The organism is Candidatus Polarisedimenticolia bacterium (genome assembly GCA_036001465.1).
GTDB lineage: Bacteria > Acidobacteriota > Polarisedimenticolia > Gp22-AA2 > Gp22-AA2 > Gp22-AA3.
In genome coordinates, this window is sequence record DASYUH010000099.1 from 42,228 (window position 1) to 58,177 (window position 15,950).

A 15,950-nucleotide genomic window follows, 5' to 3' on the forward strand; every position below is an offset into this window, starting at 1 on the left:
CGGCCGGAGTAAAACCATCACGTCGAGCACCACCGTCCTGTCCGTGAACCAACCACCCTGGTCGTTCCGCCCCGGGAGTCGAGGCGGGGACGAAGGGGGCGAAGCCCGCCGCGAGTGCGGCGATTTCAGGAGGTGGAGGCCTTTCTCATGTCGAACACCCTGGCCCCGGATGCGGGCGCCCGCTGGCACGTCCTGTGGACGCGCAGTCACTGCGAGCAGCTGGTGCACGACCAGCTTGCCGGGAAGCAATTCGAGCTCTTTCTTCCCAAGTTCGAGGCCTGGGCAAAGCGTGCCGGGTCGCGGAGTCTCTCCGCCGCGCCGCTGTTCCCCGGCTACCTGTTCCTGCGTCATGCGCTGGACAAAGAGAGCTACCTCGAGGTGCGCAGGGCGCGTGGGTTGGTGACGATCCTGGGAGACAGCTGGGACCGGCCGGCGGTGCTCCCCGACTCCGAGATCGAAGCCATTCGCCGGATGACAGGGGCCAAGGTCCCTGCTGCGGCGCATCCGTACCTGAGAGAGGGCCGGCGGGTCCGCATCATGCGCGGTTCCCTTGCCGGCCTCGAAGGGATTCTCGTGCAGCTCAAGATGAACCAGGGCCTGCTGGTGCTGTCGGTGGACCTGCTGCGGCGCAGCGTGGCCGTGGAGGTCGACTGCACCATGGTCGAGCCGGTGCCGGCGCCCTGGCGAAAGACTGGCGCTGTCCCCTGGCGGGCCGCGCCGGCCATGACGGGCCTGACGGCCCTCTGAGGGATGACCATGTCCGAAGCGACGAAGAAACGGGGAGGGCCCGATGTCTTCATGTCCGTCTGGCGCAGGCGGAAGTGGCTCGCCCTGTCGACGCTCGCGGTGATCGTCTGTGCAGCGGCGAGCGTGGCCGTCTTTCTTCCGGACCTCTACCGCGGCACGGCCACGGTCCTCGTCGAGCGCCCGGACGTGACGGAATCCCTGGTGCGGCCCGGGGAAGCCGACGAGCTCGAGACACGCCTGCAGACCATCGAGGAGAAGCTCCTCAGCCGCGCGCGGCTCGAGGATCTCATTCAGCGGTTCAATCTCTACCGCGGGCAGAGGACGAAGGGAGCCTCCACGGAGGCCATCATCGAGCAGATGCGCCGGGACATCCGCCTGGAGCCGAGGGGCGTCGACCCGACGGTCGGGCATGGCGCGACGGTCTCCTTCGCTCTGAGCTACTGGGGCGATAATCCGCGGACCGCCGCCGAGGTCGCCAACACGCTCGCGGCCAGCTACGTCGAGGACAATCTCAAGAGCCGCGAGCACCAGGCCGCGTCCTCGGCCAGGTTCCTGAAGGCCGAGCTCGACGAGGCGAAGGCGCGCCTGGACGAGAGTAGCGAGGCGCAGGCACGACTGGTCGGACGCCGCGACGGCCTGGTCAAGCGCCTGGCGTCGATGGAGCCTGCCGGCGGCCCCAGGGCGGCCGGCGTTGCGCGCCTGGCAAAACTCAGAGAGGAGCTGACCGAGCTGCGCACGCGGTACAAGGACAGCCATCCACTGATCACCCAGGCGCAGAGCGAAATCCAGGCGATCGAGTCGCAAATCGCGGGCTCCGCACCGAAAGACAGGTCCGGCCCCGCCGATAGCGGGGCCGTGCAGAGGATCAGGGAGGAACTGGCCCAGGCGGATGCCGGCCTCATGTCGAGCGATTACGCGACGGCCAAGGACCGTTATCTGTCCCTGGTGAAGTGGTACGAGGAGGCCCGGCTCAATGAAAGCATGGAGCAGGAGCAGCAGGGCGTTCAATTCGCCATTCTGGATCCGGCGGTCGTGCCGGACAAGCCGGCATCACCCAACCGATTTCGTATCCTGCTTGGCGGCCTGGCGATCTCGGTCGGGCTGGCGCTCGGGGCCATCGTGCTGGCGGAGCGGATGGACACGTCGTTCCATGCGCTGGACGATCTGAAGGAGTTCACGCGGGTGCCTGTCCTGGCGAGCATCCCACGCATCGTCACGAAGAAGGGGAAACGGCAGCGCCGGTACCGTGTGTTTCTGGGCGTTTCCCTGGCCTTGCTGGGCCTCCCGTTCGTCGTCGGGGTTTCCTACTTCATCGCCCGCTGGGGCGGATCGTATTTGCTCATGATCATCGGAGGTCGCGCCTGATGGAATCGATCCTCAATGTCTTCGAGCAGCAGGAGCGCCGTGAGCCGGCGAGAGAGCCGGCCGTCCTGCCGGTCAGCATCATCCGACGCGCTCCGGAGGAACAGCTCGTCAGTCTCCTAACCTCGGAGTCGTTCGAGGCCAACAAGTACAGGGTCCTGAGGCACCGCATCGAGGAAACGCGCGCCAACGGCGGGCGTGGTGTGATTGCCGTGACCAGCCCGGGGGCTGGCGAAGGGAAGACCACGACCGCCATCAATCTCGCAGGCACCCTGGCGCAGTCGAAGGGAGCGCGGGTGCTGCTGGTGGACGCCGACCTGCGCCTTCCGGACGTGGCGGCGCAGCTCGGGATTCACGACACCGGGCAGCCGGGCCTGGCCGACGCGATCGTCGATGCGCGGCTCCCGTTTGAGTCGGTGGTGCGCCGCCGCCCGCCCTTCAGCCTGTCGCTTCTGACCTCGGGTCGCCATCTCGCCGAGCCCTACGAAGCCCTCCGGTCGCCGCGCCTGGGGGAGATCCTCGAACAGGCGCGCCGGACGTACGACTACGTCATCGTCGACACGCCGCCGGTGCTGCCGGTGCCTGACTGCCGCGTCATCGCGCGCTGGGCGGACAGTCTTCTCCTGGTCGTGGCCGCGCACCGGACGCCGCGCAGGTTCCTGGAGGAGGCTTTGAACGCCCTCGATCCGGAGAAGGTCGCCGGGCTGGTCTTCAACTACGTCGATCCGCCGCGGCCGGGGCCCTACGCTTACTACCGCGGTTACGGCGCGCCCCCGGCGCGCTGAAGAGCAGCCGCACCCGCACCTCACCACCTGAGAGATCGGAAACCACCGGCCATGCATTCGCTGTGGGCTGTCATCGAGTCCAATCTCGCTCTGTCGACGGTGTTCGCCGTCATGGGGATGGGGCTGTTCGCCCTCCTGACATTGAGGACCCGGCGCTCCGCCGCAGGCACAGAGGTGCGCGACCCCGGCTCGGGCGAGCGCGTGCTCATCCTGGGATCCGGGCCTCTCGCCCGCGAGCTGATCCACGAGATGGGGTCCCGCGGCTCGCGCTGGACGATTGTCGGCGTCATTCCCGAGGTGCGCTCCCTAGGGCCGGCGCCTCCCTATCCGGTCATGGGGTCGCTCGAGGATCTCGACGTCATCGTCGGGAAGGTGCGTCCGCATCGGATCGTCGTCGCGCTCGACGAGCGCCGCGGTCGGCTGCCGGTCGGACCGCTGCTGGAATCGCGGGTGCGGGGTGTGGCGGTCGAGGAGGGTGTGGAGTTCTACGAACGCCTGACGAGGAGGCTGGCCATCGACGCGCTCACCCCGAGCGCCCTCATTTTCTCCGGAGGGTTCCAGCGGCGGCGCGTCGCGGCGTTCGTCGGACGGGGCATGAGCCTCTTCCTCTCGGCGGTCGCGGTCGCGGTGACGGCCCCGCTCTGGCCGCTGATTGCCCTCGCGATCCGCCTCGATTCGCGCGGGCCGGCGGTCTTCACGCAGGAGCGCGTGGGGCGGGGAGGACGGAAATTCGGGCTGCTGAAGTTCCGGACCATGCACGCCGAGGGAGCGAACGGCTCGTCGTGGGTCCGCGACAACAGTGACCGAATCACCCGCGCCGGCCGTTTCCTCCGCTGGTCGCATCTGGACGAGCTCCCTCAGTTCATCAATGTCCTCCGGGGCGACATGAACCTGGTCGGTCCCCGGCCGCACCCGGTCTCCAACTTCGAGCTGTTCAGCGATCGCATCCCGTACTACGCCCTGCGCGCCGCAATTCGCCCAGGCGTCACCGGCTGGGCGCAGGTCCGGTACCGTTACGCCAACACCCTCCAGGAGGAGTCGGAGAAGATGCGTTACGACCTCTATTACATCAAGCACCGGTCGCTGTGGCTCGACCTGCGCATTCTCGCCCGCACGGCGCGCGTCCTCCTGCTGGGGCTCGGCCCCGAGAGGAAAGTGGCCGAAGCGACCTCCGTGCCTCCGCACACGAGCGGCGCCCGGGCGGCATGAAGTCATCGGCCTTGAGGGTTTTCGTCTGCCCCGCCTGCAAGGGCAGCCTCGATTTGCGCGAGAGAACCGGCCGCGGCGGCGAGGTTCTGGAAGGTGATCTCGACTGTCGCGGCTGCTCCGCCGTCTATCCCGTCCGGCGGGGTGTGCCGAGGTTCGTTTCCGCCGGCGGTTACGCCGGGTCCTTTGCCTACCAGTGGAGGCACTTCCGGAGCGTTCAGCTCGATTCGCTCAACGGGCGGGACGAGTCCAGTCGAAGCTTCCTGGAAACGACCGGGTGGACTGCCGAGAGCCTGCGTGGCAGACGGGTGCTCGACGCGGGCGTCGGCGCCGGCAGGTACGCCGAGGTCGCCGCGATGGCGGGTGCGGAGGTCTTCGGCATCGATCTCACCGAAGCGGTGGACGCCGCCTACGACAACATCGGCGAGCGCCCCGCCATCCACCTGGCCCAGGCGGACATCTTCGCGCTGCCATTTTGCCAGGGGACGTTCGATCGAGCCTACTCGATCGGGGTCCTGCACCACACTCCCGACCCGCGCGCCGCGTTCGCCTGCGTCGCGGCCTGCGTGAAGCCGGGCGGGAGCATGGCGGTTTATCTGTATCCGAACCCCGGCCCGGCCTGTTACGGTTCCGATCTGATCCGCAGGGTCACGACGCGGCTGCCACTCCGCGTGATGCGGGCGCTGTCATCCGTGGCTGTTCCCCTGTACTACCCGTACCGCCTGCCTTGGCTCGGCAAAGTGCTGCAGTTCGTCAGCCCGATCTCCATGCACCCTCACTGGCGCGCGCGCTGGCTCGATACCTTCGACTGGTACACGCCGAAATACCAGTGGAAGCACTCGCACCCCGAAGTCTACGCCTGGTTTCGCGAGAACGGATGTGCCGACATCGAGATCGCGAAGGAGCCGATCCGGATGCGCGGCGTCAGGGCCGGGGCTTTGGCTCCCGCGCCGAGTCCATGATCCGGACTGGGGGAGAGGCGACGACTTTCGTGCCGGTGCCGGCCGGCGCCGCCCGGCCTGGCCCAGAGTGGTGGAGGCCCGCCCCGCCGCCGGGTGCCCGCGGGGAGGTGCGGATCTCCGGATCGATCGACCTTGGCGTGACGAGCGGCGCGGCCCCCTTCGTGGCACTCCTGGCCTTCCTGATCATCCTGCTCCTCGCGCCGCAGGCGCTGTTTCCGGCCCTGTCCCCGTTCCGCCTGGCGCTCGTGGCCGCGATCAGCGGGATTGCGGCGCACGCGCTCGACCGCTTCCTGGCGCGCCGGCCGATCTCCATCGTCACGCGCGAGATCGTGCTCGCCGCCTGCCTCGCCGCCTGGGCCGTCCTGGGCGTGCCCTTTTCGTATTGGCCGGGAGGGAGCCTGTCCCTGCTGCTGGACCTTTTCATCAAGTCTCTCGCGGTTTTCTGGCTGATCGCGAACCTGGTCGGCACGCCGGCGCGCTTCCGGGCAGTGGCCCTGACCCTGGTGTTCGCCAGCGTTCCGCTCGCCTCGGTCGCCATCACGAATTTTCTCTCGGGCGACATCGCGCCCGGAGGCGACTATCAGAGTTTCAAGAGGATCTCCGGGTACAACGCGCCGCTCACGCAGAACCCCAACGACCTCGCACTGACGCTCAACCTGATCCTGCCGTTCTCGGTGGCGCTCCTGATCCGGGCCCGCGGCGCTCTCGCGCGGGCGTTCCTGCTGGGCATCGTCGTCCTGGGCGCGGCGGCAGTTGTCCTGACCTTCTCGCGGGCCGGGTTCCTGACGCTCGCGACAATGCTCGCGCTGTATCTCTGGAAGCTCTCCAGGAGCACCCGGAGAGCCTGGGCGGTGGCCGTGGTCCTGCTTGCGCTCGTGGCCCTGCCGCTTTTGCCCGGATCGTATCTCGATCACATGGGGACGATCACGGACATGCGCTCGGACCAGACCGGCTCGGCCCAGGCACGCTGGGGCGGCATGGTGGCGGCCACGGGTCTGGCGCTCCAGCATCCGTTCCTCGGTGTGGGCGCAGGGATGAACATCCTGGCGCTCAACGAGGCGCAGGGTCCGTCCTGGAAGGAAGTGCACAACGTCTACCTGGAATACGCCGCCGACCTCGGGCTGCCCGGGCTGGTCCTGTTCCTGGCGTTGTTCTGCTCCTGTGTCCTGCGGGCGCGGCGGGCACAGCGCGCCGCGGCGGGGGTTTCGGGGCTCGAGAACCTCTTTCATTACGGCGTGGCGGTGGAGGTCAGCCTCGTCGCCTTCGGGGTGGCCGGGATGTTCCATCCGGTCGGGTACCACTTCTATTTCTTCATCATCGCCGGACTTGCGGTGGCAATCGGCAGGCTTGCGACCATGGAGGTGCTTCCTGTCAAGGATTAAGGTCCTCCAGTTCATCACGGGCTTCCATGTCGGCGGGACCGAGCGGCAGGTGGCCCACTTGGCCGCCAGCCTGGATCCCTCCCGCTTCGACGTTCACGTCGCCAGTCTGCAACGGGAAGGGCCGCTGTACGCCGAGATGGCGTCGTGCGGGCTCCCCTTGAGCTCGTACCCGATCAAGGGATTCCTGCGTCCTGGAACCCTGCGGCAGCAGTTGCGGTTCGCGGCCTATCTGAAGCGCCAGGCCATCGACATCGTTCATGCCTACGGTTTCTACCCCATCGTGTTCGCCGTGCCGGTCGCCCGGCTCGCCGGCTCTCCGGTCGTGCTGGCGTCCATCCGCGACAGCGGCGATCCCTGGACGCGCGCGCAGAGGCTGGTCCAGATGTGCGCCAGCCGGCTGGCCCACTGTGTCCTGGTGAACGCCTCCGCCGTCCGGGATCGCCTCACGGAGGGGGGCCATGCGCGTCGCGCGATCGCCGTGATCCGGAACGGCGTGGACGTCGACCGGTTCGTGCCCCGTCCGCCCGATGAGGCGCTCCGGTCGGCCCTGGGCCTGCCGCCGCGCGCTCCCCTGGTCGTGGCCGTGTCCCGGTTGAACCCGATGAAGGGAATCGACGACCTTCTTAAGGCCGCGGCGCTATTGGGGAGCCGGTTCGCGGAGGTGCGCTTCGTGATCGTGGGAGACGGGGCCAGCCGGCGGGATCTCGAGGAGCAGGCCTGCCTGCTCGGGCTCGCGGGACGCGTCGTGTTCACGGGGACGAGACTGGACGTCGCGGCGATCCTGTCGCAGGCCGCCGTCTCGGTCGCCCCCTCGCTGAGCGAGGGGCTGTCCAACGTCGTGCTCGAGTCGATGGCGGCCGGCGTGCCGGTCGTGGCGACGCGCGTCGGCGGGACGCCCGAAATCCTCGAGGACGGCGTGACTGGCCTCCTGCTGCCGCCGTGTGACGCACCGGCGCTGGCCGAGGCCATCGGTCGTCTCCTGGAGAACGAGTCACTGGCCCGGCGCCTGGGCGAAGCGGCCCGGACGCAGGCGGTCGATCGCTTCTCGATGCATCACATGGTGCGCCAGACCGAGGGCCTCTACCGGGCGCTTCTTCGAGGAGAGCGTAGCCCAACCATGGACGAGGACGGAGCGTCCGGGGCGCCCCTCATCCTCTCGCCTCCGGCGGGCGTCCTCGCCCGCTGTCGAAGGGAAATGCGAGCTCCCGCCCGTCAGCAGGCACCGCTTTGAGCCCGATGCCCCTGGCCCTCGCCGCGCCCGAGCAGCGGCCGACGGCGGCGACCGAGCTCCGGGTCGAGACGATCACGGACTGGCAGGGGCTGCTCGATCTGCAGCCGGCCTGGGACGCGCTGCTCGAGGAGTCGGGCGTGGACCATCCGTTCCTGAGTCACGAGTGGGTGAAGACCTGGTGGGAGTGCTTCGGCGCCGCCCACGAATTGCATGTCCTGATGGTGAGGGACGGAGATGGGCCCGTTGCCATCGTCCCGCTGATGCGCAGCAAAGGACGGTTCTACGGGCTGCCGGTGCGCCGGCTGGAGACCATCGGAAACGTCCATACCCAGCGCTTCGACGTGGTCTCGGGACGTCGGCGCCCCGAGGCGTACAGGGCAATCTGGAGGACCCTGTTGGAGCAGGAAGCGCTCTGGGACGTCCTGGTCCTCAGCCACTTGCCGGCCGATTCACCGACCCTTGCGACACTCACGTCCCTGGCGCTGGGGGACGGTTATCTCACGGGGCTGTGGCGATCGGCGGAGGCCCCCTACATTCCGATCGAGGGAAGCTGGGACGAGTACTTCAATCGGCTGTCGCCCAAGCTCCGAGCCAACCTCCGCCGCCGGGAGAGGCGCCTGCAGCAGTTCGGGGACATCCGGATGGAGGTCGTCGGCTCCGGGCCGGACGTTTGGGACGCGCTCGAGGACGGGCTGTGGATCGAGTCGGCCGGCTGGAAGGGACGCGCCGGCACGGCCATCGCCGCCGATGAGGCGACGCACCGCTTCTACTCGCTGCTCGCGCTTCGGGCGGCCCGGCGCGGCTGGCTGCGCCTGCACTTTCTCACGGTCGGCGAACGGAGGATCGCATTCGATTTCTCGCTGTTTTACGCCGGCAAGGCCTTTCTGTTGAAGCCGGCCTACGACCCGGCGTTTGCCGCCTGCTCCCCGTACAGCCAGCTGCTGGCCCGGATCCTGCAGGACCATTTCGATCGGGGGGTGAAGGAATTCGATTTCCTGGGCCAGGAAGATGCCTGGAAATTCGACTGGGCCACCCGCACTCGGTCCCAGGAGTGGCTCTACGTGATGCCGGACTCCCCGCGCATGCGGCTGCTGCACTTCACGAAGTTCCGGATCGTCCCGCGCCTCCGGCGGCATCGCGCGCTCGTCGTCACGCGCGACGCGGCCCGGGTGCTGGCCGCGACCTGGACCTCGCGCGGCCGCGGAGCGCGGGCATGAGCACCCTCATGCCGCAGCCGTCGCAGTCACCGGCCCTTCCGATGTCCGTGCCGGCCCGGGGCCCGGCGCCGGAGAAGCAGCGCGTCTGCCTGCCGGCGTGGCAGGGGCTGGGTTTCGAGGTGCTGGGGAAGCCGCTCCGCCCGAAGGAGACGCCATTCCCGTTCGGCATGCCGAACGGGACCTACTTCTACCGGGCGCGGCACGCGATCTACCACCTGTTCCGGGCACTCGGCTTCGGCCCGAAGGACACTGTCCTCGCGCCCGATTATCACAGCGGCAACGAGGTGGGGGCGATGCGAGCGTCGGGCGCGCACCTTCGCTTCTACCGGATCAACCGACGGCTGGAGCCGGACCTGGATCAGGTGGACCGGCTGATCCGCTCGGGAGCGCGCGCCCTTTTCGTGATCCATTACCTCGGCTGGCCCCAGCCGATGCGGGAGCTCATCGAGCTGTGCCGGAATCGCGGCATCCTCCTGATCGAAGATTGCGCTCTGGCGCTCCTGAGCGGGAGCGAGGGGCGGCCGCTCGGCACGTTCGGCGATTTCGCCATCTTCTGCCTGTACAAGACGCTCCCCGTTCCCAATGGCGGCTTGCTGGTGCAGAACACCGGGCCGTTGCACGGCCTCGACCGGCTCGGATGGGAGGGTTGCGGCATGGCCTCGGTCGCCGGCATGACCGCCGAGCTCGTCTTGCGGCGGATCCGCGGGCGCTGGGCGGCGGTGGGCGGGGCGCTCTCGGCCGCCAAGGGCGGGTTCGGCCGGGCGCTGCGGGTCTTGCCGGCGAAACGGGTCACCGTGGGCGACATCGGGTTCAACCTATCCGACGTCAACACGCGCATCTCGAGCCTGTCTCGGCTTCTCCTGAAGCGCTTCGACTACGAGGGGATCCGGGCGCGCCGCCGGGCGAACTTCCTGAGGATGCGCGACCGGCTCCAGGGAGGCGTCACCATGCTTCGTGAAGACCTGGATCCCGGCGTGTGCCCGCTGTTCTTCCCGATTCTGGTGAGCGACAAGGAGGCGGCGGCCGCCGCCCTGTGGCGTCGCGGCATTGAGGCGGTGCAGTTCTGGAACTACGGCGATCCCCAGGCCGCCCCCGAGGAAGGCCCGGACGCGAAGTACCTGCGTCACCACGTCCTGGAGATCCCGATCCACCAGGACATCGGCTCCGACCAGATCGATTATGCCGCCCGTCAGATTCTCGATCTCGACTTGCAGTGAACCCCGTCGCTCTATAAAGGAGGAACGCACATGCTCGAAACATTGATCGTGCTCTTCGTCATCCTGTGGCTGCTCGGGTTGGTCTCCTCGTACACCATGGGGGGATTGATCCACGTGCTTCTCGTGCTCGCCGTCGTGATGTTGGTGCTTCGCCTCTTCCGAGGCCGTAGCTGCGCCTGAGCAGGAGGACACGGCATGAATCCAATCAAGACCCTGGCTATCGTGCTGATCGTGGCCGGCATTCTCGGACTGGCCTACGGCGGCTTCAGCTACACCAGCGAGAGCCACGACCTCAAGCTGGGGAACCTGGAGCTGTCGGTCAAGGACAAGGAAACGGTCAACATCCCCGTCTGGGTCGGCACCGGCGCCATCGTGGCCGGCGTATTGCTGTTTTTCGTGCGCCAGAAAACACTTTAGAACCGCCCGGATCACAATCGAAAGAGGTGAATGACATGAAGGCAAGACGCGTTCGAATCGCCGTCGTGATAGGCAGTCTCCTGGCAGTGGCATCCGTGGCCGGAGGGTCGTCCTTCGCCCAGACCAAGATCAAGCCGGGGTTCAATCTTTTCTCCGTGGAGCAGGACAAGGAAATCGGCCTGAAATCCGCGGCCGAGGCGGAGCGTCAGCTGCCGATCCTCCATGACCGCCAGATCGATGCGTTCGTCACTGCGGTCGGCAAGCGTCTCGCGGCCTCGGCCCCCGGGGCGAAATACCCGTACCAGTTCAAGGTCGTGAACGCCTCCGACATCAATGCGTTCGCGCTGCCCGGCGGATACCTGTACTTCAACCGCGGCCTCCTCGAGGCGGCCAAGACCGAGGGACAGCTCGCGGGCGTCATGGCGCACGAGATCGCCCACGTGGCTCTGCGGCACGGGACCAATCAGGCGTCGAAGGCCTACCTCAGCCAGATGGGGCTCGGAGTGATGGGAGGCCTCATCGGCAAGGACGGCGGCTCGACCGCAAAAACGGTCAATGCCATCGGGGGATTCGGGCTGAACGCGATGTTCCTGAAGTTCAGCCGCACGGACGAGGAGCAGGCAGACATCGTGGGCGCGCAGACGATGGCCAGGGCCGGCTACAATCCGCAGGACATGGTGGATTTCTTCGAGCTGCTGCGAAGCACGCAGGCGCGCGATCCGGGGAAGGTTGAGCAGTTCTTCAGCAGCCACCCCGCCCCCAAGGATCGCGCCAGCCGCATCAGGACCGAGATGCGGGCGCTGAACATCAAGCCGACGCAGCCGGTCGGCGGCATGACGAAGGTGAAATCCACGCTCAAGGCGCTGTCCCCGGCGCAGTCGACCCAGCAGATCGCCCAGGCGACGACCGGCACGACGGGATCGACTGCGCTCACCGCCGGCGGCGGCCGCGTGGCCGAAGTCAACGTCGACCGTCCGTCCACGAGCTTCCGATCGTTTCAGCAGCGAGGCGGGTTCTTCCGCGTCGACTACCCGACGAACTGGAGCGTCTACGAGCCGACGAACGGGTACGGGGCCACCCTCGCTCCGCCGGGCGGTTACGTCGACACGGGAGGCGACGAAAGGAACCTCGTCTACGGCGTGATCATCAACCATTACGATCCGATCGATCGCGAAGCCAGCGAACGGTTCGGGAGCGGCGGGTCCGTGAACTACAGCACCGGCTTCGTCGACGGCAGCGGCCGCTCCATCAGTCGCACGAACCTTGCCCAGGCCACGAACGACCTGATCGCCCAGATCCTCCGGTCCAATCCCAATCTGAAAATTTCTCCCAATTCACAGCGAACCGACACGGTCAGCGGGGCCGCGGCTCTCTCCCTGGTCCTGTCCGGCCGCTCGGACGTGACGGAACAGGAGGAGCGTGTCACCCTGTTCACTCGCGAGCTTCCCGATGACGACGTCATCTACGCGCTGTTCATCGCCCCCGGGCAGGACTATGGCGAGCTGGGCAAGACGTTCGACCGCATGATCTCCAGCCTGGAGGTCAACGACCGCGCGGTGCACGACTAATCGCATCCTCCGGAACATTCCTCCAAAGCAGCATGCTCACCCCATCCTCTTCCCTGGTGGCCGGCCGGCCCCTCCCCTGCGCGATCGAGACGATCGCGGAGGTGGAGGGGTTCCGGCGGCTCCGACGCGAGTGGAACGAGCTTCTCTCGACGAGCCCGTCCGCCTCCGTCTTTCTGACGTGGGAGTGGATGTTCACCTGGTGGAAGCACCTGGGCGGCCGGCGGCGGCTGTCGATCCTCGCGGTCCGTTCCGCGGGCGAGCTGGTCGCCATCGCACCCCTGGCGGTCCGTCCCCCCGACTACGGCCGGCTGGCGCCGTTCCCCTCGCTGGAGTTCCTCGGCACGGGATTCGTCGGATCCGACTACCTGGACCTGATCGTCCGCACAGGCCGGGAGCACGTCGCCCTTCCAGCCCTGGCCGATCATCTGGGGCGGGGGAAGGTCATGCTCGAGATGGCGCAGGTCAGGACGGGATTCTCCCAGGCTCTCGATCTCTCGGAGTGGCTCGAGGGGAGCGGCTGGGGCGTGTCCGCCTCCACGACCGCCGTGTGCCCCTATATCGATCTTTCGGGCCAGACGTGGGGATCGTATCTCGCCGGACTCGGCCCGGCGCACCGGGCCAATCTGCAGCGTCGCCTGCGGAACCTGACCCGGTCGTCCGAGCCGCTCTTCACCGAGGCAGCGAGCGAGGAGGAGCGGCGCGAGTTCCTCGGCCACCTGATCGACCTGCACAATCTGCGAAGGCGGGATCTGGGGGGATCGGAGGCCTTCCACACGCCGGGTCTGCTGGCCTTTCACCAGGAGTTCAGCGCGCTGGCCCTGCAACGCGGCTGGCTGCGTCTGTGCCTCCTGCGTCTTGACCGCAAGCCGGCCGCGGCGCTCTACGGGTTCCGCTACGGTCGCACCTTCTACTTCTACCAGTCGGGCTTCGACCCGGCGTACCGCAAGCAGAGCGTCGGCCTCGTCGCCATGGGGCTGACCATCCGCAAGGCCCTGGAGGAAGGGGCGGCGGAATTCGACCTTTTGCACGGCGACGAAGGGTACAAGTCGCTTTGGGCGCGGCAGCACCGGGAGATCGGGCGGCTGGAGGCCTACCCGCCCCGCACGCGCGGCGCCATCCAGCGGACCGTGATCGATTTCGGCCGCGGCGCCCGGCGGCTGGCGCGCAGGGCCATCCCCCGCGTCCTGGCCGACCGGATCGCCGCCGCCCTGAACAGCAGGTCGAGAAAGACAGGCACGTGCTTAGAAATCTCGTGAAGTCGGGTCTGGCGCTGGGGCTGACCAAGTCCGGCGCCGCGGGGCTTCTGGGGTCCGGCCGGAGATCGAGGGAAACGCCCCTCGTCGTCGGGTACCACAGGGTGGTCCAGGACTTCGACCGGAGCGCCACGACCTCCATACCGTCGATGCTGATCAGCGCGCGGATGCTGGAGCAGCACCTCGACTGGCTGGGCGGACACTACCGACTGGTCTCCCTGGAGGACATGGGGAAGCGCCTGGAGGAGGGAGCCTCCACCGCCGGGACCGCCGCCGTCACGTTCGACGACGGCTACGCGGACGTGTACGAGAACGCCTTCTCGATTCTCAAGCGCAAGGGGTTCCCCGCGACCATCTTCGTCGTGACCGGGATGATCGGCACGTCGCAGTCGATGATCCACGACAGGTTGTACGCCCTCCTTGGACGGGCCCTGTCGGGCGCGGCGGCCCCCGCCGGCGTGCTCGCCGGCCTGTACGGCGACTGCGGTCTGCGCATGCCCGAGCCTCGAGCCCTGGCGCGCGCGGGCCGGACGACATTCACGGCGCTGCGCCTGTTCCTCGATACTCTCGCGCAGCCCGCCATCCTGGCCGTGATCGCGAAGCTCGAGACCCGCTTCGGCCCGAACGGGACCGACGGCGGTCTGGCGCTCACCTGGGAGATGATCGACGAGATGCGCTCTGCCGGCGTGACGATCGGCTCTCACAGCCGGACGCACGCCCTGCTGACCCATGAGAGCCCGCAGCGAAAGCGCAACGAGATTTCCGGATCACGCCAGACGCTGGAAGCGCGCCTGAAGACGCAGGTGGACCATTTCGCCTACCCCGACGGCCGGTTCGACTCCCAGACCCTGATCGCCACGGCCGGGGCGGGCTACCGGTTCGGATACACCGCCTGCGGGCACCGCGATCCGAGATTCCCGCTCCTGACGCTGTCGCGCCGGGTCCTCTGGGAACGCGCCTGCGTCGACTCCCGCGGGGCCTTCTCCGGGGCGGTCCTGGCCTGCCTGGTCGGGGGCGTCTTCGACGTCCTGTCTCCGTGCCGCCTGACTCACGGGCCCGGGATTGATGGCAGGCCGCACCTGTGCGCGGCTTGGAGCGGCACGACATCGTGATCCAGCCCGCCAAGTCCGCCGGAATCCCGTTCGGGCCCGAGCTCGTGCTGACGCTCGGCCGCAGCGTCGGCTTCGCAGCGACGTTCTTCATCCCGGTGGTGCTGGTGCGTGTGTTCGACCAGACCACGTTCGGCACCTACAAGCAGCTCTTCCTGGTCTTCGCCACCCTGTATTTCATAGCGCAGGTGGGCCTGGCCGAGAGCTTGTTCTACTTCGTCCCGCAGGCGCAGGGGCGCCGCGGGACTTATGTCGCGAACGCAGCGATCGGCCTCGGGGCCCTGGGTCTCGCGACCGGCGCGCTGCTGTGGGCCCGAGCGCCGGCCCTCGCCGCCTGGTTGAACAACGCCGCGCTGGCTCCGTATCTCCCGTGGATCGGCGCGTTCCTGCTTCTGATGCTCGTCTCGGCGGGCCTCGAGATCGTCCTGATCGCGCGTGGGCGTTTTGTCTGGGCGGCGGCGTCGTACGGACTGTCGGACCTGCTGCGCGCGGCGCTGTTCATCCTGCCCGCTCTGGTCACGCGCCGCCTGGAATGGGTGCTGCTGGGCGCGGTGGCGTTCGCGGCCCTGCGCATGGTCGTGACGCTCGGTTACTTCATCGGGGAGTTCAGGGGCGCATTGCGTCCGGGCAGCGGAGCGCTGGGCGAGCAGCTTTCGTACGCGCTGCCGTTCGGGGCGGCGGTCCTGATCGAGACGATCCAGGGGAACCTGCACCAGTACGTGGTGTCCGCACGCTTTGATGCGGCCACCTTCGCCATCTATGCAGTCGGCTGTTTGCAGGTCCCGTTCGTGGATTTCGTGGCGGGCCCGGCAGGGAGCGTGATGATGGTCCGCATGAGCGAGAGGCTCGGCGATAACGACCGGGGATCCGTCCTGGAGCTCTGGCACCAGACGACGCTGCGTCTCGCGATGATCTTCTTCCCTCTGACGGCGATGCTTCTGGTTCTGGGGCGCGACCTGATCCTCGTCCTGTTCACGCCGGCGTACGCGGCGAGCGTGCCGATCTTCCTCGCCTGGACGCTTTCGATCCTGTTCCCGGTGCTGCAGACCGACGGTGTGTTGCGGGTCTTCGCCAGGACGCGCTTCATGCTCATGGTGAACGTCGCCCGGCTCGTGTTGATCCTGGGATCGATCTCCTGGTTCCTCTCGACGTTCGGGCTCATAGGGGCCGTCCTGGTCACCCTCTCCAGCATGATCGTCGCGAAGGGCCTGATGCTGTTCGACATGTGTCGACTCCTGAAGGTGGGCCCGCGCCGGCTTCTCCCCTGGGGCGGGCTCGCGACGACGGCCGGCCTGGCCGCCGCTGCTGCGGCCCCGGCGTGGGTGGTCATGCAGGCGCTGGCCGACCATCCTCTGGCGGGCCTGGCGGCCGCGGGGATGACCTACGCGTCGATCTACCTGGCGGCCCTCGCCGCCGTCCACAGATGGCCGCGCTCTGGCGGCGGAGCGGTGGAACCGCTTCAAGCCGTGCGCGCCGAGGGAGCGTAATCCCGCC

General features: G+C 68.0%; 15 protein-coding genes. All 15 read left to right on the top strand.

From position 1 onward, the window contains the following. Positions 1-147 precede the first annotated feature (147 nt). The 15 genes from VGV60_17495 to VGV60_17565 all read left to right on the top strand — a co-directional run bounded on the left by VGV60_17495 (position 148) and on the right by VGV60_17565 (position 15,943). Positions 148-747 (top strand): transcription termination/antitermination NusG family protein, encoded by a 600-nt coding sequence (locus VGV60_17495; GenBank protein HEV8703068.1) that lies wholly within the window; start codon positions 148-150, stop codon positions 745-747. A gap of 9 nt (positions 748-756) precedes the next feature. Continuing rightward, positions 757-2,112, top strand: a complete 1,356-nt coding sequence (locus tag VGV60_17500) for a Wzz/FepE/Etk N-terminal domain-containing protein (protein HEV8703069.1) — start codon at positions 757-759, stop codon at positions 2,110-2,112. Beyond that, a complete protein-coding gene (locus VGV60_17505) occupies positions 2,112-2,894 on the top strand; it encodes a CpsD/CapB family tyrosine-protein kinase (GenBank protein ID HEV8703070.1) in 783 nt (260 codons plus the stop codon). Before VGV60_17500 ends, VGV60_17505 begins: the two co-directional genes overlap by 1 nt. Positions 2,895-2,945: 51 nt before the next feature. Next, positions 2,946-4,103 carry an exopolysaccharide biosynthesis polyprenyl glycosylphosphotransferase gene (locus tag VGV60_17510; protein HEV8703071.1) on the top strand — a complete coding sequence of 386 codons (1,158 nt, stop codon included), beginning with the start codon at positions 2,946-2,948 and terminating at the stop codon, positions 4,101-4,103. After that, positions 4,100-5,062 carry a methyltransferase domain-containing protein gene (locus VGV60_17515; GenBank protein HEV8703072.1) on the top strand — a complete coding sequence of 321 codons (963 nt, stop codon included), beginning with the start codon at positions 4,100-4,102 and terminating at the stop codon, positions 5,060-5,062. Before VGV60_17510 ends, VGV60_17515 begins: the two co-directional genes overlap by 4 nt. Before the next feature lie 107 nt (positions 5,063-5,169). Further along, positions 5,170-6,444: an O-antigen ligase family protein gene (locus VGV60_17520; GenBank protein HEV8703073.1), complete on the top strand. Its 1,275-nt coding sequence runs from the start codon at positions 5,170-5,172 to the stop codon at positions 6,442-6,444. Further along, on the top strand, positions 6,410-7,675 hold the full coding sequence (locus VGV60_17525) for a glycosyltransferase (GenBank protein ID HEV8703074.1): 1,266 nt from the start codon (positions 6,410-6,412) through the stop codon (positions 7,673-7,675). Before VGV60_17520 ends, VGV60_17525 begins: the two co-directional genes overlap by 35 nt. A gap of 5 nt (positions 7,676-7,680) precedes the next feature. Then, a complete protein-coding gene (locus tag VGV60_17530; GenBank protein HEV8703075.1) occupies positions 7,681-8,892 on the top strand; it encodes a GNAT family N-acetyltransferase in 1,212 nt (403 codons plus the stop codon). After that, complete coding sequence (locus VGV60_17535; protein HEV8703076.1) at positions 8,889-10,109, top strand: DegT/DnrJ/EryC1/StrS family aminotransferase; 1,221 nt, start codon at positions 8,889-8,891, stop codon at positions 10,107-10,109. Before VGV60_17530 ends, VGV60_17535 begins: the two co-directional genes overlap by 4 nt. A gap of 30 nt (positions 10,110-10,139) precedes the next feature. Continuing rightward, positions 10,140-10,289: a lmo0937 family membrane protein gene (locus VGV60_17540; protein HEV8703077.1), complete on the top strand. Its 150-nt coding sequence runs from the start codon at positions 10,140-10,142 to the stop codon at positions 10,287-10,289. Between the two features lie 15 nt (positions 10,290-10,304). After that, on the top strand, positions 10,305-10,526 hold the full coding sequence (locus VGV60_17545) for a hypothetical protein (protein ID HEV8703078.1): 222 nt from the start codon (positions 10,305-10,307) through the stop codon (positions 10,524-10,526). Between the two features lie 35 nt (positions 10,527-10,561). Then, positions 10,562-12,094, top strand: a complete 1,533-nt coding sequence (locus tag VGV60_17550) for a M48 family metallopeptidase (GenBank protein HEV8703079.1) — start codon at positions 10,562-10,564, stop codon at positions 12,092-12,094. 32 nt (positions 12,095-12,126) lie between these two features. Then, positions 12,127-13,350, top strand: a complete 1,224-nt coding sequence (locus VGV60_17555) for a GNAT family N-acetyltransferase (protein ID HEV8703080.1) — start codon at positions 12,127-12,129, stop codon at positions 13,348-13,350. After that, positions 13,347-14,459 carry a polysaccharide deacetylase family protein gene (locus VGV60_17560; GenBank protein HEV8703081.1) on the top strand — a complete coding sequence of 371 codons (1,113 nt, stop codon included), beginning with the start codon at positions 13,347-13,349 and terminating at the stop codon, positions 14,457-14,459. The genes VGV60_17555 and VGV60_17560 overlap by 4 nt, the downstream gene beginning before the upstream one ends. Then, entirely contained in the window at positions 14,429-15,943 is a 1,515-nt protein-coding gene (locus tag VGV60_17565; GenBank protein ID HEV8703082.1) for a lipopolysaccharide biosynthesis protein, read from the top strand. Before VGV60_17560 ends, VGV60_17565 begins: the two co-directional genes overlap by 31 nt. Positions 15,944-15,950 lie beyond the last annotated feature (7 nt).